This window comes from Dermatophilaceae bacterium Soc4.6, assembly GCA_039889245.1.
GTDB lineage: Bacteria > Actinomycetota > Actinomycetes > Actinomycetales > Dermatophilaceae > Lapillicoccus.
The window spans coordinates 3079854-3104746 of the sequence record JAZGVH010000002.1 but is presented as its reverse complement, the minus strand read 5'-3'; the positions used below and the strand labels follow the sequence as shown (position 1 = coordinate 3104746).

The window sequence follows — 24893 nt, the reverse complement described above, 5'->3', positions numbered from 1 at the left end:
GCATACGGGGTCGTGCTCTATAGACTGCGGCGAGCACCAGGCGCACCCCATCTGTGACGAAAGCGACCCTTGCCCACCATGGAACGCAGTGACGACGACCTCCTCCGGGCCACGCTCGCCGCGGTCGCCCCGGGTACGGCGCTGCGCGACGGGCTCGAGCGCATCCTGCGCGGGCGCACCGGTGCCCTGCTCGTGCTCGGTCACGACCGGCTCGTCGACTCGCTCTGCTCGGGCGGCTTCCCCCTCGACATCGAGTTCTCGGCGCAGCGGCTGCGCGAGCTGAGCAAGATGGACGGCGCCATCGTGCTCGACCAGGACGGCACGCGCATCCTGCGCGCCAACACCCAGCTGGTGCCCGACCCGGGCATCGAGACCCAGGAGTCGGGCACCCGCCACCGCACCGCCCAGCGCGTCGCGATCCAGACCGGCTACCCCGTCGTGTCGGTCAGCCAGTCGATGCGCATCATCCAGCTCTATGTCGGCTGGCGGCGGCACGTCGTCGAGGACAGCGCCTCGATCCTGTCGAAGGCGAACCAGGCCCTGCAGACCCTCGAGCGCTACAAGTCGCGTCTCGACGAGGTGACCGGCACCCTGTCGGCCCTCGAGATCGAAGACCTGGTCACCGTGCGCGACGTCGCCAGCGTGGTGCAGCGGCTCGAGATGGTGCGGCGGATCAGCGAGGAGATCACCGGTTACGCCGTCGAGCTCGGCACCGACGGCCGCCTGCTCGGGATGCAGCTCGAGGAGCTGACCGGCGGCCTGGGCAACGACCGCGAGCTGGTCATCCGCGACTACCTGTGGGTGACCAAGTCGGACCGCACGATGGACGAGGCGCTCGAGCAGCTGGTCCTGCTCAGCAGCACCGAGCTGCTCGACCTCGCCGCGCCCGCGCGCGCCATGGGCTTCAGCGTCGTCGGCGACTCGCTCGACAGCGCAGTCAGCCCCCGCGGCTACCGCCTGCTCACCAAGGTGCCGCGACTGCCGGGCGCCATCGTCGACCGCCTCGTCGAGCACTTCGACTCGCTCCAGCGTCTGCTGTCGGCCAACCTCGAGGACCTCATGGACGTCGAGGGCGTCGGCGAGGGCCGTGCCCGAGCGGTGCGCGAGGGCCTGTCCCGCCTGGCCGAGTCGAGCATCCTCGAGCGCTACGTCTGACCGGCGGCTGCGCCTGCTCCGACCCATGCACCGCCTCGCTCCCGACCTCGCCACCCTCCACGCCCGTCTCCTGCCCTGGTATGCCGCGGCCTCCCGCCCGCTCCCCTGGCGCCATCCGGAGACCTCCCCGTGGGCGGTGTTCCTCTCCGAGGTCATGTCGCAGCAGACCCCGGTCGCCCGGGTCGAGCCGATCTGGCGGCAGTGGGTGGATCGCTGGCCGACCCCGGCTGCGCTGGCCGCCGCCTCGCCCGGCGACGTCGTGCGCGCGTGGGCCCGGCTCGGCTACCCCCGACGGGCGCTGCGGCTGCACGAGGCAGCGACGGCGATGGTGGCGCGGCACGACGGTGCGGTGCCGAGCTCGCTCGGTGAGCTGCTCGCCCTGCCCGGGGTCGGCGACTACACCGCGGCCGCCGTCGCCTGCTTCGCCTTCGGGCTGCCCGCACCCGTCATCGACACCAACGTGCGCCGCGTGCTGGTGCGCATCCTCGACGGCGAGGCGCAGGCGGCGCCCTCACTCAACCGGGCCGAGCGTGAGCTGGCCCTGGCCGCCATGCCGCCCGAGACCGGGGCCGCCAACGTCTGGAACGTCGCGACGATGGAGCTGGGCGCCCTCGTCTGCACCGCCCGCAACCCGCGGTGCGGGGAGTGCCCCGTCGCCGACCTGTGTGCGTGGCAGCTCGCCGGCCGACCGGCCTACGAGGGGCCGGTGCGGCGGACGCAGTCGTGGGAGGGCACCGACCGCCAGGCCCGCGGAGCCCTGCTCTCGGTGCTGCGCGAGTCGAGCGACCCCGTCAGCTCCGAGCGGCTGGCGCAGGCCTGGCCGGCGCACCAGCAGCGGCTGCGCTGCCTCGACACCCTGGTCGCCGACGGCCTGGTGGAGCCGCTGGCCAGCGACCTGTTCCGCCTCCCCGTGTGACCCCCCCCCACCCCCTCATCGCGTTCCGAACGAGGGGGGGCGCGCGGGTGGACCGGGTAGACGACGAGGCTGAGGAGCATCACCGGGCGAAGCCGACGACCGAGATCACCGTCTCCATCAGGCTCCACGACTTGATCGTCTCGCCGACGGTGAGGCCGAAGTACTCCTTGACCAGCCAGAAGCCGGCATCGTTGACGTGGCTGAAGAACAGCGACCCGCAGCCGATCGCGAGCACCAGCAGCGCGACCTGCGACGTGGTCTGGGTCGCGGCCAGGGGGCCGACGATGCCGGCGGCCGTGATGGTGGCCACCGTGGCCGAGCCGGTGCCGAGCCGGATGCCGACCGCCACGAGCCAGCCCAGCAGGAGCACCGAGACGTTGGCACCGGTCGCCCAGTCCTTGATGACGTTGCCGACGCCGGCGTCGACCAGGGTCTGCTTGAAGCCACCACCCGCCGCCACGATCAACAGGATGGTCGCGATGCCGGGCAGCCCGCCGCCGAGCGAGTCGCTGATCCGCTGGCGGCTCATGCCCGACGCGCGCCCGAGCGCGAAGAAGGCCACGAAGACAGCGAGCAGCAGGGCCACCGACGGGGTGCCGATGACGTCGACGACGACCCGCACCGGGGACGTGGCGTCGGTGATGGTGAGCTTGGCGATCGCGTCGATGAGCATGAGGGCGACGGGCAGGACGATGCTGACGAGGGCCGCGACGAAGGACACCTGACGCCGACCGGCAGGCACGCCGACCGGCACGGCGGCACGGTGGTCGCCGACCGGTGCCTGGCCACCCTCTGCCCCACTCCCCGCAGCACCGGATGACGCGAGCACCGGAGCGAGCTTCGGCACCCACCGGGTCACGGGCACCGCCAGCAGCGGACCCGCGACGACCAGCGTGGGGATGGCCACGATCAGGCCGTAGAGCAGGGTGCGCCCGAGATCGGCGTGGAGCAGGGCGATCGCCGTGAGCGGGCCGGGGTGCGGTGGCACGAGACCGTGGAGCACCGAGAGCCCGGCGAGCGCGGGGATCCCGATCCTCATCACGGGCAGGCTCGTCTGCCGCGCCACGAGCAGCACGATGGGCACGAGCAACACCACTCCGACCTCGAAGAACAGGGGCAGCCCGATGATGGCCGCGATGAGCGCCATCGCCCACGGCAGCCGACCGGGCCCGACCCGCCCCACGATCGTCTCGACGATCTTCGTGGCACCGCCGGAGTCCTCGAGCAGCTTGCCGATCATGGCGCCGAGCGCGATGAGGATCCCGACGCTTCCGGTCGTGTCACCGAAGCCCTTGGTGAAGCTCGCGAGGATCGCGGACGCCGGCATCGTGGCGACGGCCCCGAGGGCCGCCGACCCCAGGATCAGCCCCAGGAACGGGTGCACCTTGGCCCAGCTGATGAGCACGACGACCACGCCGATGCCGACGAGGGCGGCGGCGACCAGCTGGCCGTTCCCCCCGTAGACGGGCGTGGCGCTCGCGAGCGAGACGAGAGCTGACATGTGTTCTCCTGCGGGCGGGCCGACCGCCCGCGCGGCCGGGCGCTCAGACGGAGGGCGTGAGCCCCAGCGCGGTGAGGGCGGCGGCGAGCACGACCTGTTCGGAGCCGTCCCCCGAGACGGTCACCCCCGGCTCGTCGGGCTCGAGGGGCTCGAGGGTGGCGAGCTGGCTCCGCAGCAACGAGGCGGGCATGTAGTGGCCCGGCCGGTGCTCCATGCGGTCGTGCAGCATGGCCTCGGGGGCCTCGACGTGGCAGAAGCGCACGCCGGGGTTGCCCTCGCGCAGCAGGTCGCGGTAGACCCGCCGCAGGGCCGAGCAGGCGACGACGGCCGGTGTGCCGGCCTGCTCCTGCTCGCTGATCCACTCGCCGATCGACCTCAGCCAGGGCCACCGATCCTCGTCGGTGAGCGCGTGCCCCTCCCGCATCTTCCTGACGTTGGCGTCGGAGTGGAAGGCGTCGCCCTCGGTGAAGAGCCGGTGCGTGCTGACGGCGAGCCCCTTGGCCACCGTGGTCTTGCCCGAGCCCGAGACACCCATCACGATCACGACGTCGGCCCCGGTGCTCACCCGCCCACCATAGGCTCCGACGGGCCGCCGGCGGACGACGAAGGGCGGGGCGCCTCCCACCACGACGCCCGAGGGCGCCGTACGGTGTCGGCATGCGCGTGGCCGTGGGGACGACGGGGGTCGGGCCGCTGGTGCACGTGCTCAGCGGCCCGGCCGTCAATGCCGTGGTGCTCACCGACGTCGCCCCGGCCCCCGGTGTCCCCTTCACGCTCGTCGACTCGGGCTACCCCGGTTACGCCGACGCGGTGCGCGCGGCGGTGACCCGGCTCGGGCTGTCGTGGGACGACCTGGCCGCAGTGCTCGTGACCCACGCGCACATCGACCACGTGGGTGCACTGCCCGCGCTACTCGCCGGGCACGCCGACGTCCCGGTCGTCACGGGCGGGGACGAGGCCCGGCACGCGCGGGGAGAAGTGCGCGAGTCGGCCACGGCCGCCGACCTGCTTCCCCGGCTGCTCCAGCACGGCGTCGCCGCCTGGACCGCCCACATCCTGGCCAACGGCGCGACCCGACACGTGGTCCTGCCCCAGGTGACCTCGGCCCCCGAGGGGCAGGCCCTCGACGTGCCCGGGCACCCGGTGCCCCTCGTGACCCCGGGTCACACCACCGGCCACACCTGCTTCCTCCTGCCGGAGGCCGATGCCGTGATCACCGGCGATGCCCTGGTGACCGGGCACGCCCTCTCGCGCCTGGAGGGCCCACAGCTGCTGAAGGGCTTCTTCCAGCACGACGTACCGGCGCTGCTGGAGTCGCTGGCCCTCATCGAGTCGGCCCCGGCCTCGGTGGTCGTGCCGGGGCACGGCCCGGTCTGGCGTGGGCCGGTGGCCGAGGCCGTGGCCCTCGCGCGCAGCCGGGCGTCCCTGACGCTGTGAGGGTCGCCGAGCTGCGCAGCCTGGCCCTCCTGGCGCGCGCGGGGTTCCGACGCGAGTCGACCTACCTGCTGGCGATGATGGCGGGCCTGTTCACCAACGTGGTCTTCGGCTTCATCAGGGCCTCGATCCTGCTGGCGGCCGTCGACAGCGCCGGTGGGCAGCTCGTCGGCTACACCCGGGACACGATCAGCGCCTACGTCTGGCTGTCGCAGGGGCTGATCGGCGCCGTGATGCTGACGGGCACCGCCGAGATCGGCGAGCGGGTGCGCACGGGTGAGGTGGCCGTCGACTTCCTGAGACCGCTCGACGTGCAAGCCGCGCACCTCGCGACGGACCTGGGTCGCGCGGCATTCACCCTCATCCCCCGCGGGGTGCCGAGCGTGCTCGTCGGCGCCGTGACGGTCGGGCTCGTCATGCCCACGTCGGTCCAGCCCTACCTGCTCGGCGCCGTCAGCGTCCTGCTCGGCGTGAGCCTGTCGTTCCTCACCCGCTTCGCCGTCAACCTCGCAGGCTTCTGGATCATCGAGACCCGCGGTGTGACGAGCCTGCTCGCGGTCGTGCAGGGCTTCCTCTCCGGACTCTACGTGCCGGTCCACCTGTTTCCCGGCTGGCTCGGCGCCCTGGCGGCAGCGACCCCCTTCCCCTCGATCCTGCAGGCACCGATCGACGTGCTGTCAGGCCGGGTCACGGGCGCCGACGGCCTTCGAGTCGTCGCCGTGCAGCTGGTGTGGGTCGTCGCCGTCGCGGTGGTCGGGCAGGTGCTCATCCGCACCGGTCGGCGCCGGCTGGAGGTGCAGGGTGGCTGAGGCGTCGCGCTCCGAGCCCGGCGCGCGGCTGGGCCGGGCGGCTCCATACGTCGTCGTCGCCCGGTCGCGGCTGCGGGCGCAGCGCAGCTACGGCACGTCGTTCGCCTTCGACCTCGTGGGGTCGCTGATGGTCGGGCTGACCGAGCTCGGCGAGGTCTGGGTCGTCTTCCACAACGTGACGGTGCTCGGCGGGCTCGACTTCTCGGCCGTGCTGCTGCTCTTCGGGCTGTCGAACCTCGGGTTCTCGTTGGGGGACATGGTCTTCGGGCACATCGACAACATCCCGGGATACATTCGCACAGGAACTCTCGAGGCGTTCTACCTGAGGCCGCAACCGATCCTGGCTCAGCTCATGGTCAGCGACATCCAGCTGCGCCGGCTGTCGCGCACCGGGGTCGCCGTCGCCGCACTCGTCGCCGGTCTGGTGGTCAACGACATCGACTGGGGGCTCTCGACGGTCGTGCTGCTGGTGCTCACGGCGGTGTCGGGAGTGGCTATCTTCGGCGGGCTCTTCGTGTGGGCCGGAGCGCTGCAGTTCCGGCTCGTCAACGGGGCCGAGGTCACCAACTCCTTCACGTACGGCGGCTCCTACGCCGCCTCCCAGCCGGCCTCCATCTTCCCGACCGCTCTCAAGGTGACCTTCGGCTACCTCGTGCCGGTCGTGTTCACGGCCTACCTGCCCACCTTGAGGATCCTCGACCTGCCCGGGCCCTCCCTCCTTCCCTCCTGGCTGGCCTGGCTGACACCCGTTGCGGCAGTGTGGGTCTGGGGCGTCGCCGTGCTGCTGTGGCGCGACGGCCTGCGGCACTACCAGTCAGGAGGCGGATGAGATGAGCGACCCCACCAGCCCGGCGGCCGTCGAGGTCGTGGGCCTGACCCGCTCCTTCCGGAGGAGGTCCGGCCCGCTGCTGCGGCGCACCGTCACCGACGTCGTCGCGGTCGACGACCTCAGCTTCACCGTCCGGCCCGGCGAGGCGGTCGGTTACATCGGGGCGAACGGCGCCGGCAAGTCGACGACGATCAAGATGCTCGCAGGCATCCTCGTCCCCACGTCGGGGGCCGTGCGCACGTGCGGGCTCGACCCCGTCGGCCAGCGACGGGACCTGGCCCGCCGCATCGGCGTGGTCTTCGGCCAGCGCTCACAGCTGTGGTGGGACCTGCCCCTGCACGAGTCGTTCGCGATCCTCGCCGCGATCCACCAGCTGCCGGCCGGGGAGGCTCGGACCCGCACGACCACGCTGGTCGAGCAGCTCGAGATGGGCGACACCCTCGACACCCCCGTGCGTCAGCTCTCCCTCGGCCAGCGGATGCGGGCCGAGATCGCCGCGGCCCTGCTGCACCGGCCCGAGCTGCTGGTCCTCGACGAGCCGACCATCGGGCTCGACGTGGTGTCGAAGCAGCGGCTGCGCGAGTTCCTCGTGGCCGAGCGCGCGTCGGAGGGCACGACACTGCTGCTGACCACTCACGACATGGGCGACGTCGAGCGGCTCTGCGACCGGGTGCTCGTGGTCGACCACGGACGCCTGGCCTACGACGGCTCGCTGCCGGGGCTCGCCCGCACCGTCGGCGCCCGACGCATCCTCGTCGTCGACCTCGCGCAGCCCGGGCCTGACCTCGTCGGCCTGCCCGGGCAGGGGGGCATCGAGCACCTCGGCAGCGAGGGTGGCGGCCTGCGCCAGCGCCTCGCCTTCGACGCCGAGACCACCACGGCTGCGGCTCTGCTCGCGGCGGTCAGCACCCGAGCCGAGGTGCGCGACCTGTCGATCGAGGAGCCCGACATCGAGGACGTCGTCCGCCGCATCTACTCCGCCACCCGCTGACGCCGGGTCGGCTCAGAGTCGGGTGCGAGTCGGCCGGGTCACGGAAAGGACCCCCGCCTAGGATCGCCGGATGAGCGCGCCACCGGAGTTCACCGGCATCCCCGTCGACGCCGTCGACTTCTACGACGAGCTCGTGCACCACAACGAGCGCGCGTGGTGGGAACAGCACAAGGACCGGTATGCCGTGTCGGTCCGCGAGCCCGTCAACGCCCTCGCCGACGCCCTCGCCGACGAGTTCGGAGAGATAAAGGTCTTCCGGCCCCAGCGCGACCTGCGCTTCAGCAAGGACAAGACGCCCTACAAGGACCGGCAGGGAGCGCTCGCCCAGGTGAGCGACGGGATGGGCTACTACGTCGCGGTCGGCCCCGAGGGCCTGACCACCGGCGGCGGCAGCATGCACCTGACCCCCGACCAGCTGGCCCGCTTCCGTGCGGCGGTCGACGCGCCCGCGAGCGGCATCGCCCTCGAGAAGCTGCTGGATGCGTTGCGGCGCAAGGGTCTGGGCATTGGTGGAGAGATGCTCAAGAGCCGCCCACGCGGCGTGGACCCCGAGCACCCGAGGGTCGAGCTCCTGCGCCACAAGAGCCTGATCGTCTGGCACGACCACGGGGTGCCCGACTGGATGTCGACCACCGCGGTCGTCGCGAAGGTGCGCGCTGAGTGGCGTCTCGTGAGGCCCACCATCGGGTGGCTCGAGGAGCACGTCGGGGCGAGCACGGCACCCCGGACGGGCCGGGGCTGAGGGCCGTCGCGAGGCCCGGTCAGGCGCCGGGCCGCAGGGGGGTGCGGAACGAGCCGGATCTCGCGACGGCCACCTGCCGCGGGTAGGCCGTTGCCGAGTGCGCGAGGGCGGCCAACGCAGCACCATCGGCCGCACCGAGGGCGTACCACCAGGCGTGGTGGCGCACGGCCGCCGTCACGAAGATCCCCACGACGAGGACGAGCCCCACGACGTTGAGCACCCCACGCACCCGTGGGGGGTCTGCCTGTCGCTTGCCTATGATCACGGCCGCTCGCTCGTCCAGGGCTGGGGTGCCGTCGGGGACGCCGGTGAGGACGGTGCAGACGACGCGATGGCGCTCCTCGGGGCGCAGACCCTCCAGGCGTCCAGCGCGTCGACGCTGCGTCGAGTCGAACCGGCTCGGGTCAGAGGGTGAGGAGCATCCTCGTGTTGCCCAGGGTGTTCGGCTTGACCCGCTCCAGGTCGAGGAACTCCGCCACGCCCTCGTCGTAGGAACGCAGCAGCTCGACGTAGACCGCCGGCTCGACCGCCTGCCCCTCGATGACCTCGAACCCGTGCTTGCCGAAGAACGCCGTCTCGAAGGTCAGGCAGAAGACCCGCGCCACCCCGAGCTCCCGCGCGTCGTCGAGCAGCTTCGCCAGCACCGCCGAGCCCGCCCCGAGGCCGTGGTGCGCCGGGTCGACCGCCAGCGTGCGCACCTCGGCAAGGTCCTCCCACATCACGTGCAGCGCCCCGCACCCGACGACGGCACCCTCGACCTGCGCGACCCGGAACTCGTGCACCGTCTCGTAGTAGGTGACCGCGTCCTTGGCCACGATCCGCCCGTTCAGCGCCATCGGCGCCACGAGCTGCCGGATGACGCGCACGTCGGGGGTGCGCGCGCGACGCACCTCGACGCTCACCGCAGCTCACCGAGCACTGACCCGACGCCGGTCGCCACCGCGCCGAGGTCGGTGGTCACCGCGACCCAGTCGAAGCCCAGCTCGAGCAGCCGCGCCGCCCGACCCGGCTCGCCCGCATACGCACCCGCGCGCACCCCCGCGGCGCGGCACGCCGCCACCACCCGCGGCAGCGGCGCCGTGGGCCCACCGTCGGCGAGCATCGACCCGACGTCGGTGCCGAGCGCCAGCGACAGGTCGAAGGGCCCGACGAAGACCGCGTCGACCCCGGGGGTCGCGGCGATCGCCTCGACGTCGTCCAGCGCCGACGCCGTCTCGACCATCACGGCCAGGAACGTGCCGTCGTTGGCCGCCGCCACCTCACCCAGCTCGCCGTATGCCGCCCGCAGCGGCCCCATGCTCCGTCTCCCCAGCGGCGGATACCTCACAGCTGCAACGGCTTTCGCCGCCTCAGCGGCGTCCTCGACCAGCGGCACGACGACCCCGCCGGCTCCGGCGTCGAGGGCGCGCCCGATCAGCCCGAGGTCGAGCGCCCGCACCCGCACGACCACCTGAGCAGCCCGTGTCTGCAGCTGGTCGAGCGCGGCGAGCACCGACGCGTCGTCCCACCGCCCGTGCTGACCGTCGAGGCACACCCAGTCGAGGCCCGCCTCGAGCAGCCCCTGCGCGACGGCTGCGCTCCCGGCGAAGCAGAAGGCACCCAACGAGGGCGACCCCGCGGCATACGCGGGGGTCAGAGCCTGCGTCACCGCCGCTGCTCGGCTTCGAGCCCCTGCCGCAGCAGGTGCACCAGCGCGTCGAGCTGCACCGAGTCGCCCGACCCGGCCTCGACGTCGTGCCCGTCGAGGGCCCGTGCAGCGAGCCCCTGCTTCGCGTCGATGAGCTCGGCGATGCGCGAGTCGATGGTGCCCGCCGCGAGGATCCGCCACGCCGTGACCGGCTCGTCCTGCCCGATGCGGTGCACGCGGTCGATGGCCTGCTGCTGCTCGGCCGCCGTCCACGACAGCTCGGCGAGCACGACGTTGGAGGCCGCGTGCAGGTTGACCCCGACGCCGGCCGCGGTCAGCGAGCAGACGATGACCGAGACGTCAGGGTCCTTCTGGAAGGCGTCGATCGCCAGCTGCCGCTGCCCGGTCGACTGGTCACCGCGGATCGAGACGGTCGTGACGCCGTTGTCGCGCAGCATCTCCTCCGCCTTGTCCATCACGTCGATGTGCTTGGCGAAGAAGACGACCTTGCCGACCGAGCGGGCCAGCTGGGCCGCGTAGTCGGCCGCCAGCGTCGCCTTGCCCTGGCCGATGCGCCGCACCATCGAGAAGACGTTCTCTCCTCGCTCGCCCGGGCTCGCCGACTCGAGCTCGCCAAGGGCGACGCGGCGCATCAGCTCGTCGTCGGGCGGCCCGTAGATGTCACCCTGCGTCGCCTCGACCATCCGGCGGTACTGCGTCACGAGACGCTTGGTCAGGTCTCGCTCCGCGGCACGGATGGAGCGCCCGACCTCGCCGTCGAGCTCGACCGGCAGGTCGACGACCCGCTTGTCGGGCAGGTCGGTCGCCACGTCGACCTTCTTGCGGCGCACGATCCCCATCGAGATGACGGCCTTGCGGGCCTCCGGGTAGAAGCCCCGCTCAGCCGGTGTGCGACCGATGGCCTCGAGCTTGTGGATCAGGTCGGCGGTGGGCTTCTTGTCGCCCACCCACCCGAGGAAGCGCCAGATGGCGTGGAAGTCCTCGACGTCGTTGATCAGCGGCGTGCCGGTGAGGGCCATGAGCAGAGGGTCGCCGCCAGGGGCCATCTCGCGGATCCGCTCCGACAGGGTGAGCACGTGCTGCGACCGCTGGGAGGACAGGTTCTTGATGAAGTGCGCCTCGTCGACGACCATGCCGCGGAAGCCCATCGACCCGAGCCACGACAGGTGCCGGTCGAGCACCGCGTAGTTGACGATGAAGACGTCGGCGAAGGCGTCGACCCCCGCCCCGTCACCGTGGATGATCGTCGCCCGACGCTGCGGGGTCCACCGCTGCACCTCGCGGGCCCAGTTGATCTTGACGACGTTGGGCACCACGCAGAGCATCGGGTAGGCGTTCGCGACCGACGCCGCGATCAGCGCCTGCGCGGTCTTGCCGAGGCCCGGCTCGTCGGCCAGGAGAAAGCTGCGGTGCCCCTGGCGCACCTTCTCCAGCAGCTGCGCCTGGTGGCGCATGACGTGCAGCCCGGGGGGAGAGAAGCGGTCGAACTCCGGCACGGGCGGCAGCTCCATCGACGCGGCGACGCCGCCGGCGCCCTCCTCGAAGGCCCGGTAGAGCGGGTCCATGAGGTTCCAGCCAGCGAGCACCCCCGAGGGCTCGGCGTCGGTGCTGCGCCGCTCGAGGTCGGGCTCGAGGAAGGGGTTGGCCATGGCCCGGGCCGGCACCGAGGGTGGCACGACCTGCTTGGCCGCGAGCTCGACCGAGACCGACGGCGCCCTGCGCACGGTCGGCGTCTCGATGACCAGCTCCTCGGGCGCCAGCTCGGCGCCGGACTCCAGCAGCCAGTCGCGGCGCATCCGCTGGGCCGCCGGGCCGGGCGCCACCTTGTCGTCGAGCATCGCGATCAAGGACGTGTCGCGGGCCGCGGTGCGCGCAAGGATCGTCGCGACCCCGTCGAGGCGCTTGAGCAGCTCGGTGCGCACCGCCATGGTCAGCTCGGTGTTGGCGCGGATCCAGGCCCGCTGCTCGCGCACGAGCAGGGCGATGACCTGGAACTTCGTGCGGTTCGTCGGACCGACCTTGCCGCCCCCGGCCTTCGCCTCCACCTCGCGCACCCGGCGGGCCAGGATGGGGATGATCGGCGACGGGTCGGCGCCCTTGCCCAGGTGCGAGCCGCTCTGTGCACCCCGAGTCTGGGCACCCCGGGTCGGGGCTCCACCGGTCTGAGATCGACGACGGTCGGTGGTCGGCATGTTCCTCCTGGAGTACCCGGGGCCCCCGGCCCCGGGACGGACCCGTGGGCCCGCGTGGTGGTGCCCCGCGGCGACCGAGTGCCCGCCCGTGAGGGGCGGGTTGCGCCGGCCGGGCCGACGCAGTCGGAGCTGCTTCCGGGCGAGTGCCCCAGAACGGGGGAGCAGGTCGCTGGACGGTGCTCCGGCCCGACGTGACGGGACGTGCGACGACGGGGGCTGTCGGTGACAGTCCTGCTGGTGACAATGCTGCCTGGACCCACGCCGTGTGCACCCAAGACTACCGCCTCCGCGGCCCTGCGGGGCGCAGGTCCGCTCAGGTCCGCGCCGGTCCGCGCACCGCCGCACCCACGACCCCTCGCCTACGATGGGGGGGCACCCCACCCGAGGCCGCGCGGCCACCCGTCGCACCCACCAGGGAGCCCCCGTTGCTCACCGCCTGCCCGAAGCACATGGCTCACGGCCCCTGCGGAGGTGTCGCCCAGAGCGGCGCCTGCGAGGTCGACCCCGATCCGTGCGTCTTCCTCGACCGCGCCACGGTCGCCTGGGCTGGCCCCACGCCGATGGCCCCGGCCGCTCCCCCGGCGCCCGTCGGTCTGCGCGCCGTGCTGGCGCGACGGCAGGTCGTCGTCGCCGACCTGGCCGCCCTCCCGCTCGACGCGGTGTCCTTGTCGCAGGGCGCAGACGTCGTGCGCGGCACCGTCGACGCGGTCCTGCTCGGTGACTCACCCCGCAGCCGCGTGCAGCTGCCTCCGGCCTATCGCGCGATGCTCGTCCAACAGGCCGGGGTGGCGGCGTGGCCTGGCCTGACCTGCCGCGACCGCAACCGCGTGGCGCTCGAGGGTGAGCTCGCCGCCCTTGCGCACGTCGGTGTCGCCGGTGTGCACTGCGTGACCGGCGACCACCCGCTGACCGGCTCGAGGCCCGACGCCAGACCGGTCTTCGACCTCGACTCGACGCAGGTCGCCGCCCTCGCCTCGGCCGCCGGCCACCTGGTGTCGGTGGGCGAGTCACCGGCCAGCCCGCCGGTCGGGCGGCGTGCGGCCCGGCTCCGAGAGAAGGAGCGGGCCGGCGCGCACCTGTGCTTCGTCAACCACGCGGGCGGCATCGAGCCGGTACGCCGCTTCGTCGCCGAGGCGCGCGGCCTCGGCGTCGGCCTCGGCTTCATCCCCTGCGTGCCTGTCGTGGTCGACCGCCAGAGCGCCGACCTGCTCCGCAGCTTCACCTCGCTCGTGCTGCCCGACGGCTTCCTCGACCGCATCCTCGGCGCACGCGACCCCGCCGCCGAGGGGGTCGCTGCGGCGCTCGAGCTGGCGGTGGCCCTGCTCGGCCTCGACGGGGTCGTCGGCGTCAACCTCTCGGGTGGCTCCGGCCCCGGCGGCGAGCAGCACTGCAACCAGGCCTTCGCCGCCATCGGTCGAGCCCTCGTCCCCCACCTGAAGGAGCATCCGTGAGCACCCCGGGCATGAGCGGGCGCACCCGCGAGAGCCGTGACTTCTGGGAGCGCCGGTATGCCGCGGCCCTCACCGGCTCCGCCCCCCTGTGGTCAGCCGGCCCCAACGCCTGGGTGGAGGCCCAGGCTGCCGGCCTGACCCCCGGCCGAGCCGCAGACGTCGGGGCCGGGGAAGGCCGCAACGCGCTGTGGCTGGCGTCGAGGGGCTGGGAGGCGCAGGCGGTCGACTTCTCGTCGTCTGCCCTCGCAGCCGGGCGGGCGAGGGCGACGGAGCTCGGGCTCGCCGTCACCTTCACCGAGGCCGACGCGACGACCTGGCGGGCCGACCCGCCGGTCGACCTCGTCGTCATGGCCTACCTCCAGCTGGCGGTCGACGACACCGCCGCGGCCGTACGCAGCGCCCTGCTCTCGCTGGGCGCGGGTGGCCGCCTGCTGCTCGTCGCGCACGACCGCGACAACCTGACCCGCGGGGTCGGTGGCCCGCAGGACCCGGCGATCCTCACGACCGAGGTCGAGCTGCGCGCAGCGGTGGATGGGCTCGACGACCCCGGGGCCATCGAGGTCCTGGAGTGCGCCCAGGTCGAGCGGCACCTCGAGCGCGGTCGCACCGCGATCGACGTCGTGCTGGTCGCTCGGCGAGCCTGAGTCGCCGTTGATCCCGATCGAGTCGGTCAGCCCGGCAGCAGCTGCCGCTGCCACGCTCCGTCGACGAGCGTGAACTCCGTCCGGCGACTCGCCGTGTCGACCCCGGTGACCCAGAAGGTCAGCCGGCGGGGCCGCACGAGGTAGCCCGTCCACTCCGACGGCTGGGCGAAGCCCTCCGGATGGGCTGCCGCGAGTGCGGCGAACTGTGCCCGTCGCTGCTCGAGCGGCAGCTGCGCGTAGTCCACCGTGTTCTGGTGGGCGAGCTGCTGCAGGAACGGGCTGCGCTTGGCGTAGGTGGCAGCGAGCTCGTCCGCCGACTGCAGCTCGGCACGGCCCTGGATGACGAGCTGGCGGCTGAAGCCGTCCCACAGCAGGGTCAGGGCCACGTCGGGGTGCTCCGCGAGCTGGGCGACCTTGCGGCTGCTGGCCGCGGTGTTGAACCGGAAGCCCCGCCCGTCCCACCCGGAGAGCAGCACCGTGCGCGCGTCGGCGCCGCCGTCGGGGGTCACCGTCGACAGCGTCATCCGGGGCTGGTCGGGGTCGTCGTCCGGGGGCAGCCAGGCCCCCAGCAGCACCCACGGGTCATCCGCATGATGATCCCCCTGGTCACCCTCACCTGCCTCCCGGGTACCTGCAGCGACGGACCCGCTCATGTCTGCGTCGGCTGCGTCGGCTGCGTCGGCTGCGTCGGCTGCGACGGCTCCGTCGGTGGGGCCGCCGTGAAGGCGGCGATCTCGCGCAGGGCCGCCACCCCGTCGACCAGCGCCCGGCGATGCAGCTCTGCCCCCCACTGCGCCGTCGCCCCGGTCGGGTCGCCGATGACGCCCGATGGCCCGAAGTCGTTGCTGAGCCAGCCGAACTGCACGCGCCCGCCGTTGAACTTGACGAAGTCGAGGTCGGCCAGGTGGTCGGGCACCCAGCGCTGCGCGTCGGTGAGGTCGACCAGGTCGGGCCGCAGGTGCATGATCAGCGACGTCTCCGAGTGCCCGCCGTGAATGCCGAAGCCCCGTTCGTCGGGTCCGTCGACCCCGTCGCCCGCGGGTATCCCCATCCCCATGAGGAAGGTCTTGAGCCCGAAACGGCGACGGATCTCCCGCAGCGCGACCTGCAGCAGCGCCGTGTTGCCACCGTGCCCGTTGTAGAAGACCAGGGTGCGGGCCGGTGTCGCGGCGACCGACCGGCCCACGTCGACGACCAGCCGCATCAGGGTGTCGGCCTCCACCCAGACCGTGCCCGGCGCCCAGTGGTGCTCGTCCGACTTGGTGAACGCCTGCGCGGGCAGGGCCCACACGTCGAGGCCGTCGGCCGCGGCGGCGTCGACGACGGCGTGGCCGACGAGGTCAGCCGTCAGCAGGTCGGTGTTGAGCGGCAGGTGGGGGCCGTGGTGCTCGATCGCCCCGGTCGGTAGCACGACGATCGAGTCGGGCGTCAGCGTGCGCACCAGCGCAGGACCCGAGAGCTCCTCGAGCCGGCGGGAGGACGAGGCGCTCACGAGACCTTCGCCCCCGTCGCCACACCGGTCACACCGGCCGGCTGGAGCTTGCCCGGGTTGAGCAGGCCCTGCGGGTCGGTGGTGGCCGCCAGCGCCCGGGTGCGGTCGGGCTCGAAGTCGACGAACCACTGGTGGGGGTTGTGGTAGCCGACGCCGAGGGCGGTCAGCCGCTCGAAGCCGTCCCACACGTCTTCCGGCGTGGAGTAGACGCCCGCCAGCATGCCGATGGGCCGGCCCTTCTGCGCCTCGATGTGCAGCATCGCCCCGGCGTAGACCTGGTGCACCTCGTCGATGCGGTCGACGAGCGCGTCGCCCGAGACCTCGACGTGGAAGTAGGTGCCCGGGAAGGCTTTCTGCAGCCACTCGATGGGGTGGTTGTAGGACAGCATGCTCACCCTGGTCGTCGCCTGCGCACCCTCGCGCACGTCGTCGACCCGGCCCCCGGCACCCTCGACGAGCGCGGTCGCCGCCTCCAGGGTCGCAAGGTCGAGGATGGCCCGCAGGCTGGCCCGGCCCAGTGGGATCGCCGGGTCGGGCGGGAGCGCCTCGGCCAGCGTCGGCAGGTCGGCCGACACGAGGCGCGGCGTCGGCTCCAGCGCGCCGATCTGGCGCAGCACCGAGAGCGCGTCGTGGAAGTCGTCGAAGCTCGCGTAGAAGGCACGCCACTCCTGGATCGGCTCGAGCCGCACGGTCACGCGGGCCAGCAGCCCCGCCGTGCCGTAGTTGTGCACGTAGGGCTGCGCCGCGTCGCCCTCGACGTGCACGAGCTGCGCGTCGGGAGCGGCGTGCACGACGTCGAGCGCCACGACGAAGCCGTCGCTGTTGGAGCCGTGGCGGATCGAGCCGGTGCCTCCGGATCCGCCCGAGAGGAAGCCGCCGATCGTCGACTGCGCGGTGGAGGGGTACATCAGCAGCTGCTGCCCCGTCCTGGCCGCAGCCTGCTCGAGCGCGATCATCGTGGCGCCGGCTTCGGCCGTGAGCCACCCGTCTCCGACCTCGACCACCGCGCGGGCCCGGGTCAGGTCGAGCACCAGACCCCCAGACATCGGGATCGCCTGGCCGTAGTTGCCGGTCCCCTTGCCGCGCGGCGTGATCGGCACCTGGTGGCGCACGGCGGCGGCCACCACTGCGGCGACCTGCTCGGCATCGGCTGGGTAGGCGACGAGGTCGGCGAGCCCGAGCGGCAGCTGCTCGCTGATGACCGGCGAGAGCCGCGACCCGTCGAGCGAGGCCCGCTCGCGGGCCGCCAGCTCGATGCTCACCCCCCGCTCGCCGAGCAGCTCACGCAGCTCGGCCTCGAGGGCGGCCACAGGCGGGGACGGGACCTGCGAGGTGGTGACGGTGCTCATGGCTGACGCTCCTGCGTGAGGCGAAGACGCTGCGGGACAATGATGGTCGAGGCGGACGGCGCGCGGCCACCCTCAGTGCATGATCATGCCGCCGGTCACGTTGATCGCCTGACCGGTGAGGTAGGAGCCGTCGTCGCAGGCGAGGAGGGCCACGGCGGTGGCGATGTCGTGGGGCGGGCCGAGGCGCCCGAGTGGGGAGATCATCGCTCGAGCCGCCACCCGCATGGTCGTGAGGGTGTCGACGGTGGTGATCCGGTGGATCTGCGACCACTCGTCGAGGTCGAGCAGGTCCACGGCGTGGAAGCCGCCCCCGACCGAGGCCGCGACGACCACCGACCGCCGGCCCTCGAGCCGGCGGACGGTGGTCTGCGTCGTGGTCGTCATCAGGACGCGGGGAGACCGATCGAGGGGTCGATGAAGTCGTTGGTGTAGATGTCGGTCGGCTTGAGGCCGTCGGCGATCTTGGTGCCGGCCTTGGCGTAGATGGGCGTGGTGATGTCGAACATCCTCTGCACCCGGTCGGGCTCGAAGTTGCCGATCGTCGGGTCGGCGCCGTTACCGACCAGACCGTCCTTCTTCATCGTGGCGACGGAGTAGTCGGCCACACCCTGGCTGTAGACCCACCCGGTGTTGTACTCCGTGACGAGCTCGAGGATCAGCTTCTCGGCGGGGGCCGGGTCGGCGAAGAAGTCGACCTCGGCCTGCTGCAGCACCGGGACCAGCTTCTTCAGGCACGGGGTCAGCTCGGCGAGCTTGTCCTTCTTGACCGACATGGCCGCCGCGTAGGTCGGGAAGCCCGCGTCGTGGACGAGCTGGTAGGCCACAGGCTTGCCCCAGGCCTTGATCTCGTTCTGGTAGATGTAGGGCTCGCCCGAGGCGAAGCCCTGCTGGGCGTCCTTGCCGCCGGAGGCGACGAAGGAGGCCGGCGTGCCGTCGTAGCCGCCGTCGACCTGGGCCTTGGGGATGATGCCGGCGCCGGTCAGGTAGTCCATGTAGGCCGCTCCACCGAAGTAGCGCACGACGGCCTTGGTCTTGCCCAGGTCGGCGATGGTCTTGACGTCGGGATAGGTCGCCGGATCCCACATGATCATCTGCGGATTCTTCTCCAGCGGCGCGAAGACGGCCACCGACGGCGTCTTGGCCGACACGCTGATCGCCTCGTCGGTGCTGACGTAGCCCATGATGATGTCGGGGTTGGCGTAGAGCTGGCTCGAGACGGTCTGGAAGCCGATCGCCGGCCCGCCGGACTGGATCATGACCTTGATCCCCGTGTCCTTGCCCTTGCTCATCAGCGGGCCCGTGACTGACTTGTTGTTGGCGTCGATGGTGTAGTCCGTGCCGAGCATCTGGTAGAGGTGCCCGTGCTCCGACTCCGGGTTCCAGTCGGTCTGGATGCCGATCGTCGCAGGGCACACCGACGCGAGGTCGACCCCCCCGGGGGCCGCAGTGGTCGCGGCCGAACCGCTGGCGTCGGTCGTGCCGCTCGAGCAGGCAGCGAGGCCGGTGACCGACACGATCGCGGCGAAGGCCAGGACCGAGGAAGCGTTTCTGCGCATGGAGACTCCACTTTCGAAGGGTGGTGCGTGACGGACGGTGAGGGTGCTGCTGGTGCTGCCGGTGACCCGCTGCAGAGGAGGTCGCCGACCGTCTATGAGCCCGAGGTGTCGTACCAGGTGCCGACGGCCAGCGTGCGCAGCAGGCCGAAGAGCCAGAAGACGAGGACGCCGAAGAGTGCGGCCACGATGATGGCGGTGAAGAGCTCGGCCGCCTGGAGGCGCGACTGGTAGACGCTCATGAGCGACCCCAGCCCGGGCGTGCCACGGCGGAAGAAGAAGTCACCGACGATGGCCCCGACCACGGCCAGCCCGGCCGAGATGCGCAGTCCGGCGAAGACAGCCGGCAGGGCGGCGGGGAACTGGAGCTTGGTCAGGGTGGTCCAGCGGCTCGCGTGCTGCAGGCGGAAGAGCTCGCGCTGGCTGACGTCGACCGACTGCAGACCGAACAGCGTGTTGGAGACCATGGGGAAGAGCGCGATCATCACGCAGACGATCATGCGCGCCGTGAAGCTGTAGCCGAACCAGAAGCCGATGAGCGGCACGAGCGCGAGGATCGGGATGCACTGGAGCACCACGGCATACGGGAAGAGCGACAGCTCGATCCATCGGGCCTGGCTCATGCCGACGCCCCAGGCGATGCCGATGACGATCGCCACCGCCAGCCCGGTGACCGCGACCAGCGCGGTCAGGCCGAGCGACCTCGTGATGTCGGTGATGACGCGCTGGTTGAAGAAGCCGTCGGTGAGCACCTGGTGCGGAGGCGGCAGCAGGAAGCGCCGGTCCGGTGCCAGCACCACCATGCTGAGGAGGTACCACAGCCCGATGATCGCGCTGAGGACGGCGATCGGGGGGCCCCACACCTTGGGGCTCGTGCGGCGGGTCGCGCCGGCGGCACGGGTCGCCGTCCGCACGACCGGGGCCGCCTCCACGAGCGCCTCGGCCGGGCGGGACGGGGTGTCGATGCTCACGAGTGGTCGCCCCTCAGTGCGTGCGAAACAGCCCCGACGAGCTCGGCGAACTCGGCGGTGAAGCGGATCTCCGGGTCACGCGGCGTGGGGAAGGGCACGTCGAAGCTGGCGACGATGCGGCCCGGACGGCCCGACATCACGACGACCCTGGTGGAGATGTAGACGGCCTCGGAGACCGAGTGGGTGATGAAGAGCGCACTGAACTGCTTCTCGGTGTAGAGCTTGACGAGCTCGTCGTTCAGGCGCTCGCGGGTGATCTCGTCGAGCGCCCCGAACGGCTCGTCGAAGAGGAAGAGCTCGGGGTCGAGGGTGAGCGAGCGGGCCAGCGACGCCCGCATCCGCATCCCCCCGGACAGCGCCCGGGGCAGGTGCTTCTCGAAGCCGGACAGGCCGACCAGCTCGATCGCCTGCCTCGCCTTCTCCTTGCGCTCGCCGCGCGACATCCCGTTGAGCTCGGCGAGCAGCTCGACGTTGGCCGTGACGTTGCGCCACGGCAGCAGCGTGGCGTCCTGGAAGACGTAGCCGATGCGCGAGGTACCGGCCGTCATCACGCCCTCACTGACCTGCTCGAGCCCGGAGGCGATGCGCAGCAGGGTGCTCTTGCCGCACCCCGAGGGGCCCACGACGGAGACGAACTCCCCTCTCGCCACCGTGAGGTCGACACCGGACAGCGCCGTCGTGCCGTCGGGGAAGGTCATCGCGACGTCCCGGAAGTCGAGGATCGTCGAGCCGGTGACGAGCTGGGTGGGTGCGGGGGCGATCGCCGTCATGGCGTCACCTGCTTTCCAGTAGCGGAGTGAGGACGGGGGTAGACGTGATCCTCGCAGGCGTGGCCGCCGCGAGGTAGCGGGAGACGGAGCTGTGGGCCACCAGCGCGCCCCCGTGGATGACGAAGCGGTCGGCCGGGGCCGTGGCGATGACCTCGGGCAGCGATCCGCCGCGCACGGCGAGCAGCTCGGCCACCGCACCCACGAACGGGCCCGCGACGGGCAGACCCATGACCTCGCGCGCGCCGGAGGAGACCGCGGCATAGGCCTCGGTGGGGGTGAGGTGGCCCGCGACGACCAGGAGCATGGCGGTCTCGAGGGCGTCGCTGCGACCCAGGGGGTTGAAGGGGTCGCGCACGTTGTCGGCTCCCGCGGCGAAGCGGGCTCCAGCGTCGAGCAGGGCACGCGGCGACGGGAGCCCGCGCGGGGTCGACTCGGGGTGGTCCCACCCCTGCAGGAACAAGTTGGTCATCGGGTTGGCGATGATGCCGATGCCTGCGGAGACGGCGCGGGCGACCAGCGCGTCGCGCTCCAGCGCAGGCAGGGTGCCCAGCCGCACGCAGTGGCCGGCCGAGACGTTCTGGGGCCATCCGGTGACGCGGTCGGCGAAGGCGCCCAGGGTCACCGGCCCTCCGAGGCTCTCGTCGGTGTGCAGGTCGACGTCGACCCCGCGTCGCTGCGCGATGTCGAGCAGCCGGTGCAGCTCGGCCACCGGGTCGTCGGCCAGGTGGGGGGCGCCGCCGACGGTGTCGAACCCGAGGTCGAGGGCCGCCTCGATGTCGTGGTCGGGAGTGTCCTGCCCACACAGCGCGACCAGCTCGATGTCGATCAGGCCGGCGAGCTCGGCTCGCACCTGCAGGAGCGCCTGCACCCCGCGCAGGGGCTCGTCCCCCATCAGGACGTCGACGTGCGACCGCACGGCGGTGGTGCCGTTGGCCAGCATGGCCAGGGCCTGCGCCCGTGCGCGGGCGGCGACGTCGACGACGGACATGTGCGCGGCATACGTGCGCCACGAGGCGATCGCCGACGGCAGGTCACCGGCAGGGGGCCGGATGGCGTCCCAGGAGCGCGCCTTGTCGAGGTGCGAGTGCGGGTCGGCCGGGGCGGGCAGCAGCACGAACCCGTCGAGGTCGAGGGTGCGCTCAGGTCTCGACCCGGCACCCGAGCCGGCGGGGACCACGGCCGTGACCGTCGCCCCGGTGAGCTCGACGTCGACCCGTGAGCCGTCGGCGAGGGTCGCCGACCGGAGCAGGTCGAGCGGGCGGGGCAGACTCGTCACAGGGGGCGCGACCTTCGTGGGTGAGGGGCCGGGTGGACCATCCGGCGCAAGGGATCGGATGACGTCCGGCAACGGGACGATGTTGACCCCGTCAACATAGACCGACAGCGCCGACATTAGGAGGATCGCGTTTCAGGCGTGTGACATCGCCGTGTCGGCAGGTTAACCCTCGTCATCGCCTGTGCCCCAACGCGAGTGATTGTGATACATCTTCTGGCGACCGCCCCCTGAGGTTGATCTCATCCCCACGCCCGCGTCGATGCTCGACCGCTCCGTCGTGCTGCTCGGTCGGCGGGTGCACGGGCTGCGTCGTGCCCGGGGCCACACCCTCGTGCAGCTGGCCGCCCACGCGGGCCTGTCGCACTCCTTCCTCAGCCAGCTCGAGCGTGGCCTGGCCCGCCCGAGCATGGTGTCGCTCGAGCGCATCGCCCGGGCGCTCGGCTCGAGCCAGGTCGAGCTGCTCGCCGGTCTGCGCGACGAGCCGGCGCCGGGAGCCACACAGTCGTCGTCGGGATCGGACTTCTTCGAGCACGCGGATGACGAGTTCCTCACCCTGGTCGAGGGGGCACTCGTCGTCGACCTCGGTGACGGGGTGGTGCACGAGCTGGGGGCAGGCGACTCGCTCTACTGTGTCGGGGGCACCCCCCATCGCTGGCGCTCGGCTTCCGCGGCGCCCTACCGCCTCTTCCTCGTCAAGGAGAACCCCCGCCGACCATGAGCACCCACCACGAGACCGACCTGCGGGTGCGCGTCGTCGCCCGCACCGAGGCTGCCGCCGACGTCGTCGTGCTCGAGCTAGCCCCCGCCGGCGAGACCGCGCTCCCTCGGTGGAGCGCTGGGGCGCACGTCGACGTCGTGGTCGGGGCCAGCAGCCCCGCTGACCCTGTTGACGACACCGGTGGGGAAGCGGGCGAGGACGTCAGGCAGTACTCCCTCATGGGCGCCGTCACCGCCCCGTCGTGGAGCATCGGCGTCCTGCGCGAGGAGGACGGCAGCGGAGGCTCCCGCTGGTTGCACGACGAGGTCGCCGTCGGTGACGTGCTGCGGGTGGCGGGGCCTCGCAACCACTTCGAGTTCGAGCCGGTGCGGGGCACTCGCTGCCTCTTCGTCGCGGGCGGCATCGGCATCACCCCCATCAGCGCCATGGTGGCGGCGGCCGAGCGGGCGGGCGTCGAGTGGGAGCTGCACTACGCCGGCCGGTCGCGACGCTCCATGGCCCTGGTCGACGAGCTGGCGACCGCGCACCCCGGCCGGGTGCACGTCTACGCCGCCGACGAGGGTCGCCGCCTCGACCTCACCGCCCTGTATGCCGGCCTCCCGCCCTTCACGGTCACCTACTGCTGCGGGCCTGCTCGCCTCATCGAGGCGATCGAGGTGGCCGCCACGGGACGTCAGCTCAAGGTGGAGCGCTTCGTGGCCCGCGAGGTCGGTGCCCCCCAGCGCAGCGAGCCCTTCGAGGTCGAGCTCGCCTACTCCGGCACCACGCTCGTCGTGCCACCCGACCGGTCAGTGCTCGAGGTGATCGAGGAGAGCGGCACGCTGGTGCTGTCGTCGTGCCAGTCGGGCACCTGCGGCACCTGCGAGACGCGGGTGCTCGAGGGCGAGGTCGACCACCGGGACTCCATCCTCACGCCCGACGAGCAGGCGGCCAACGACGTGATGTACGTCTGCGTCTCCCGCGCCGTGTCACCGCGACTGGTGCTCGAGCTCTAGCGGCTCCGTGACGACGTCGCGAAGCCTTACCAACCGACCCCGCGTCGCTCCCCACGCCGCAGACGTCGATGCAGGGCGGTGACGACGTCGCGCTCGGGTCGGCGCAGCAGGACACCGTCCTGCACGACCAGCTCCCCGGCCACGACCACGTGCCGGGGGCGGCGACCGGGTGCCGCCCAGATCAGTCCGGCGACAGGGTCGGCCACTCCCGCGTCGGCGACGCCGGAGACGTCCCAGACACACAGGTCGGCGGCGGCACCGCGGCGCAGGTGACCGAGCTCGGGGCGCCCGAGACCAGCCGCGGATCCCGATGTCGCCATGGCCAGCACGGTGCGCGCCGACAGCTGGGGGCCGACCAGGGCCGACACCTGCAGGGCCAGACGGGCGTCGGCCAGCAGGTGACCCGCGTCGTTCGAGCCGCCGCCGCTGGTGCCGAGACCGACGGCCAGACCGGAGGCCAGGAGCTGCGCGACCGGCGCGACCCCCCACCCCATCGGCACGTCGCACCCCGGGGCGTGCGTAGCGCTGACGCCCGCCGCCGCCAGGGCATCGACCTCCGCCGAGGTGATGTCGCACAGGTGCGCGATCGTCACGTCGGGAGCGAGCCACCCCCACTCGCGGAGCAGCTCGATTGGCCGGGCCCCGTAGCGCTCACGGGCCACGACCACGTCGACCTGCTCGTTGGCCTGGGTCCGGCGTCGCAGACCGTGGCGCGCTGCGACCTCCCCCATCAGGGTGAAGGTGCGCTGCGGGTCGGAGTGCACCCCCGCCGGCCCGACCGCGACCTGCAGCCCACCATCGTCGCTGACCCCACCCGCCGCACCGGGCACGAGGGCCGCCACGATCGCCTCGGCAGAGGCCGCTGCCTCCTCGGGGTCGTCGCGAGCCGCGCCACGCACGAAGACCAGACGTCCCCCCAGGTCACGCGCCGCATCTGCGGCGGCTCGGGCCAAGGCGACCGTGGACTCCCCCGACACCCCACCGGGCCAGGTCAGCTGGTGGTCGGCGATCGTCGTCACGCCACTGAGCAACCCCTCGGCGACACCGACGGCTGCCGCCACCTGCACCAGCTCGGCGTCGACTCCCGCCTGGGCGTACGCCCGGGCCATGACGGGCAGCCAGTCAGTCATCGCCACGGCCCGGGTGCCCGGCAGGGTGCGGAAGGCGCTCTGGAGCAGGTGGTGGTGGGCGTTGACCAGGCCGGGGGTGATGACGCAACCGGACACATCGAGCGCCGTGGGTGGGGCCAGGCCTGCCGTGGTCCCCGGCACCGTACCGTCATCAGCAACCCGGCCGTCACGCAGGATCAGGTCGCCGGCCCTTTCGGTGACTGCATCGACGACGATCGCGGTGGCGCCGCGCAGGAGCAGTGGAGAAGGGGTCATGCAGCGATCCTGACACCCCTCAGGCACGCTAGCGGCGCGAGGTGTGAAACCGCGACCCCGGACACGCAAAAG

General features: G+C 72.4%; 26 protein-coding genes. 11 read left to right on the top strand and 15 right to left on the bottom strand.

Annotated elements, in window-relative coordinates; all coding sequences use genetic code 11:
• Positions 1 to 78 precede the first annotated feature (78 nt).
• A complete protein-coding gene (disA, locus tag V3N99_14425; GenBank protein MEO3937935.1) occupies positions 79 to 1155 on the top strand; it encodes a DNA integrity scanning diadenylate cyclase DisA in 1077 nt (358 codons plus the stop codon).
• Between the two features lie 25 nt (positions 1156 to 1180).
• Positions 1181 to 2071 carry an A/G-specific adenine glycosylase gene (locus V3N99_14420; protein ID MEO3937934.1) on the top strand — a complete coding sequence of 297 codons (891 nt, stop codon included), beginning with the start codon at positions 1181 to 1183 and terminating at the stop codon, positions 2069 to 2071.
• A 79-nt stretch (positions 2072 to 2150) separates the two neighbouring features.
• Here the strand turns inward: V3N99_14420 and V3N99_14415 are convergent, their stop codons facing one another.
• Entirely contained in the window at positions 2151 to 3572 is a 1422-nt protein-coding gene (locus V3N99_14415) for a gluconate:H+ symporter (protein ID MEO3937933.1), read from the bottom strand.
• A gap of 43 nt (positions 3573 to 3615) precedes the next feature.
• On the bottom strand, positions 3616 to 4137 hold the full coding sequence (locus tag V3N99_14410; protein MEO3937932.1) for a gluconokinase: 522 nt from the start codon (positions 4135 to 4137) through the stop codon (positions 3616 to 3618).
• Positions 4138 to 4229: 92 nt separating this feature from the next.
• Between V3N99_14410 and V3N99_14405 the strand changes: the two genes are divergently transcribed.
• The 5 genes from V3N99_14405 (at position 4230) to V3N99_14385 (ending at position 8377) form a co-directional block, all read left to right on the top strand.
• A complete protein-coding gene (locus V3N99_14405; protein ID MEO3937931.1) occupies positions 4230 to 5009 on the top strand; it encodes an MBL fold metallo-hydrolase in 780 nt (259 codons plus the stop codon).
• The gene (locus tag V3N99_14400) at positions 5006 to 5815 is read left to right on the top strand and encodes an ABC-2 family transporter protein (GenBank protein MEO3937930.1); all 810 of its coding nucleotides are present in this window, start codon (positions 5006 to 5008) and stop codon (positions 5813 to 5815) included. The genes V3N99_14405 and V3N99_14400 overlap by 4 nt, the downstream gene beginning before the upstream one ends.
• Positions 5808 to 6644 (top strand): ABC-2 family transporter protein, encoded by an 837-nt coding sequence (locus V3N99_14395; protein ID MEO3937929.1) that lies wholly within the window; start codon positions 5808 to 5810, stop codon positions 6642 to 6644. The genes V3N99_14400 and V3N99_14395 overlap by 8 nt, the downstream gene beginning before the upstream one ends.
• A 1-nt stretch (position 6645) precedes the next feature.
• The gene (locus V3N99_14390; GenBank protein MEO3937928.1) at positions 6646 to 7635 is read left to right on the top strand and encodes an ATP-binding cassette domain-containing protein; all 990 of its coding nucleotides are present in this window, start codon (positions 6646 to 6648) and stop codon (positions 7633 to 7635) included.
• A 70-nt stretch (positions 7636 to 7705) separates the two neighbouring features.
• Positions 7706 to 8377 carry a DUF2461 domain-containing protein gene (locus V3N99_14385; GenBank protein MEO3937927.1) on the top strand — a complete coding sequence of 224 codons (672 nt, stop codon included), beginning with the start codon at positions 7706 to 7708 and terminating at the stop codon, positions 8375 to 8377.
• 19 nt (positions 8378 to 8396) lie between these two features.
• Here V3N99_14385 and V3N99_14380 read toward each other — a convergent pair whose 3' ends face one another.
• The 4 genes from V3N99_14380 to V3N99_14365 form a co-directional block, all read right to left on the bottom strand.
• Positions 8397 to 8642: a hypothetical protein gene (locus tag V3N99_14380; protein ID MEO3937926.1), complete on the bottom strand. Its 246-nt coding sequence runs from the start codon at positions 8640 to 8642 to the stop codon at positions 8397 to 8399.
• A 139-nt stretch (positions 8643 to 8781) separates the two neighbouring features.
• Positions 8782 to 9279 carry an amino-acid N-acetyltransferase gene (locus tag V3N99_14375; protein ID MEO3937925.1) on the bottom strand — a complete coding sequence of 166 codons (498 nt, stop codon included), beginning with the start codon at positions 9277 to 9279 and terminating at the stop codon, positions 8782 to 8784.
• Positions 9276 to 10025, bottom strand: coding sequence for an aldolase/citrate lyase family protein (locus V3N99_14370; protein ID MEO3937924.1), 750 nt, complete (start codon positions 10023 to 10025; stop codon positions 9276 to 9278). Before V3N99_14370 ends, V3N99_14375 begins: the two co-directional genes overlap by 4 nt.
• Entirely contained in the window at positions 10022 to 12217 is a 2196-nt protein-coding gene (locus V3N99_14365) for a DEAD/DEAH box helicase (protein ID MEO3937923.1), read from the bottom strand. The genes V3N99_14370 and V3N99_14365 overlap by 4 nt, the downstream gene beginning before the upstream one ends.
• Positions 12218 to 12642: 425 nt before the next feature.
• On the opposite strand from V3N99_14365, the gene V3N99_14360 reads away from it, so the two are divergent.
• Positions 12643 to 13668 (top strand): methylenetetrahydrofolate reductase C-terminal domain-containing protein, encoded by a 1026-nt coding sequence (locus V3N99_14360; protein MEO3937922.1) that lies wholly within the window; start codon positions 12643 to 12645, stop codon positions 13666 to 13668.
• On the top strand, positions 13665 to 14312 hold the full coding sequence (locus V3N99_14355) for a class I SAM-dependent methyltransferase (GenBank protein MEO3937921.1): 648 nt from the start codon (positions 13665 to 13667) through the stop codon (positions 14310 to 14312). The genes V3N99_14360 and V3N99_14355 overlap by 4 nt, the downstream gene beginning before the upstream one ends.
• A 26-nt stretch (positions 14313 to 14338) precedes the next feature.
• Here V3N99_14355 and V3N99_14350 read toward each other — a convergent pair whose 3' ends face one another.
• From V3N99_14350 to V3N99_14315, 8 genes are all read right to left on the bottom strand, one after another.
• The gene (locus V3N99_14350) at positions 14339 to 14887 is read right to left on the bottom strand and encodes a pyridoxamine 5'-phosphate oxidase family protein (GenBank protein ID MEO3937920.1); all 549 of its coding nucleotides are present in this window, start codon (positions 14885 to 14887) and stop codon (positions 14339 to 14341) included.
• Positions 14888 to 14961: 74 nt separating this feature from the next.
• Positions 14962 to 15804, bottom strand: a complete 843-nt coding sequence (locus V3N99_14345) for a creatininase family protein (GenBank protein MEO3937919.1) — start codon at positions 15802 to 15804, stop codon at positions 14962 to 14964.
• Entirely contained in the window at positions 15801 to 17153 is a 1353-nt protein-coding gene (locus V3N99_14340; GenBank protein MEO3937918.1) for an FAD-binding oxidoreductase, read from the bottom strand. The genes V3N99_14345 and V3N99_14340 overlap by 4 nt, the downstream gene beginning before the upstream one ends.
• A 72-nt stretch (positions 17154 to 17225) precedes the next feature.
• A complete protein-coding gene (locus V3N99_14335) occupies positions 17226 to 17537 on the bottom strand; it encodes an SDR family oxidoreductase (protein ID MEO3937917.1) in 312 nt (103 codons plus the stop codon).
• Positions 17537 to 18709, bottom strand: coding sequence for an ABC transporter substrate-binding protein (locus V3N99_14330; protein ID MEO3937916.1), 1173 nt, complete (start codon positions 18707 to 18709; stop codon positions 17537 to 17539). Before V3N99_14330 ends, V3N99_14335 begins: the two co-directional genes overlap by 1 nt.
• 92 nt (positions 18710 to 18801) lie before the next feature.
• Positions 18802 to 19677: an ABC transporter permease gene (locus V3N99_14325; GenBank protein MEO3937915.1), complete on the bottom strand. Its 876-nt coding sequence runs from the start codon at positions 19675 to 19677 to the stop codon at positions 18802 to 18804.
• Positions 19674 to 20447 (bottom strand): ABC transporter ATP-binding protein, encoded by a 774-nt coding sequence (locus tag V3N99_14320; GenBank protein ID MEO3937914.1) that lies wholly within the window; start codon positions 20445 to 20447, stop codon positions 19674 to 19676. Before V3N99_14320 ends, V3N99_14325 begins: the two co-directional genes overlap by 4 nt.
• Before the next feature lie 4 nt (positions 20448 to 20451).
• The gene (locus V3N99_14315; GenBank protein MEO3937913.1) at positions 20452 to 21723 is read right to left on the bottom strand and encodes an amidohydrolase family protein; all 1272 of its coding nucleotides are present in this window, start codon (positions 21721 to 21723) and stop codon (positions 20452 to 20454) included.
• Positions 21724 to 21982: 259 nt separating this feature from the next.
• On the opposite strand from V3N99_14315, the gene V3N99_14310 reads away from it, so the two are divergent.
• Positions 21983 to 22441: an XRE family transcriptional regulator gene (locus V3N99_14310; protein ID MEO3937912.1), complete on the top strand. Its 459-nt coding sequence runs from the start codon at positions 21983 to 21985 to the stop codon at positions 22439 to 22441.
• Entirely contained in the window at positions 22438 to 23436 is a 999-nt protein-coding gene (locus tag V3N99_14305; GenBank protein ID MEO3937911.1) for a PDR/VanB family oxidoreductase, read from the top strand. The genes V3N99_14310 and V3N99_14305 overlap by 4 nt, the downstream gene beginning before the upstream one ends.
• A 26-nt stretch (positions 23437 to 23462) precedes the next feature.
• On the opposite strand, the gene V3N99_14300 is transcribed toward V3N99_14305, so the two are convergent.
• Positions 23463 to 24821: an amidohydrolase family protein gene (locus V3N99_14300; GenBank protein ID MEO3937910.1), complete on the bottom strand. Its 1359-nt coding sequence runs from the start codon at positions 24819 to 24821 to the stop codon at positions 23463 to 23465.
• Positions 24822 to 24893 lie beyond the last annotated feature (72 nt).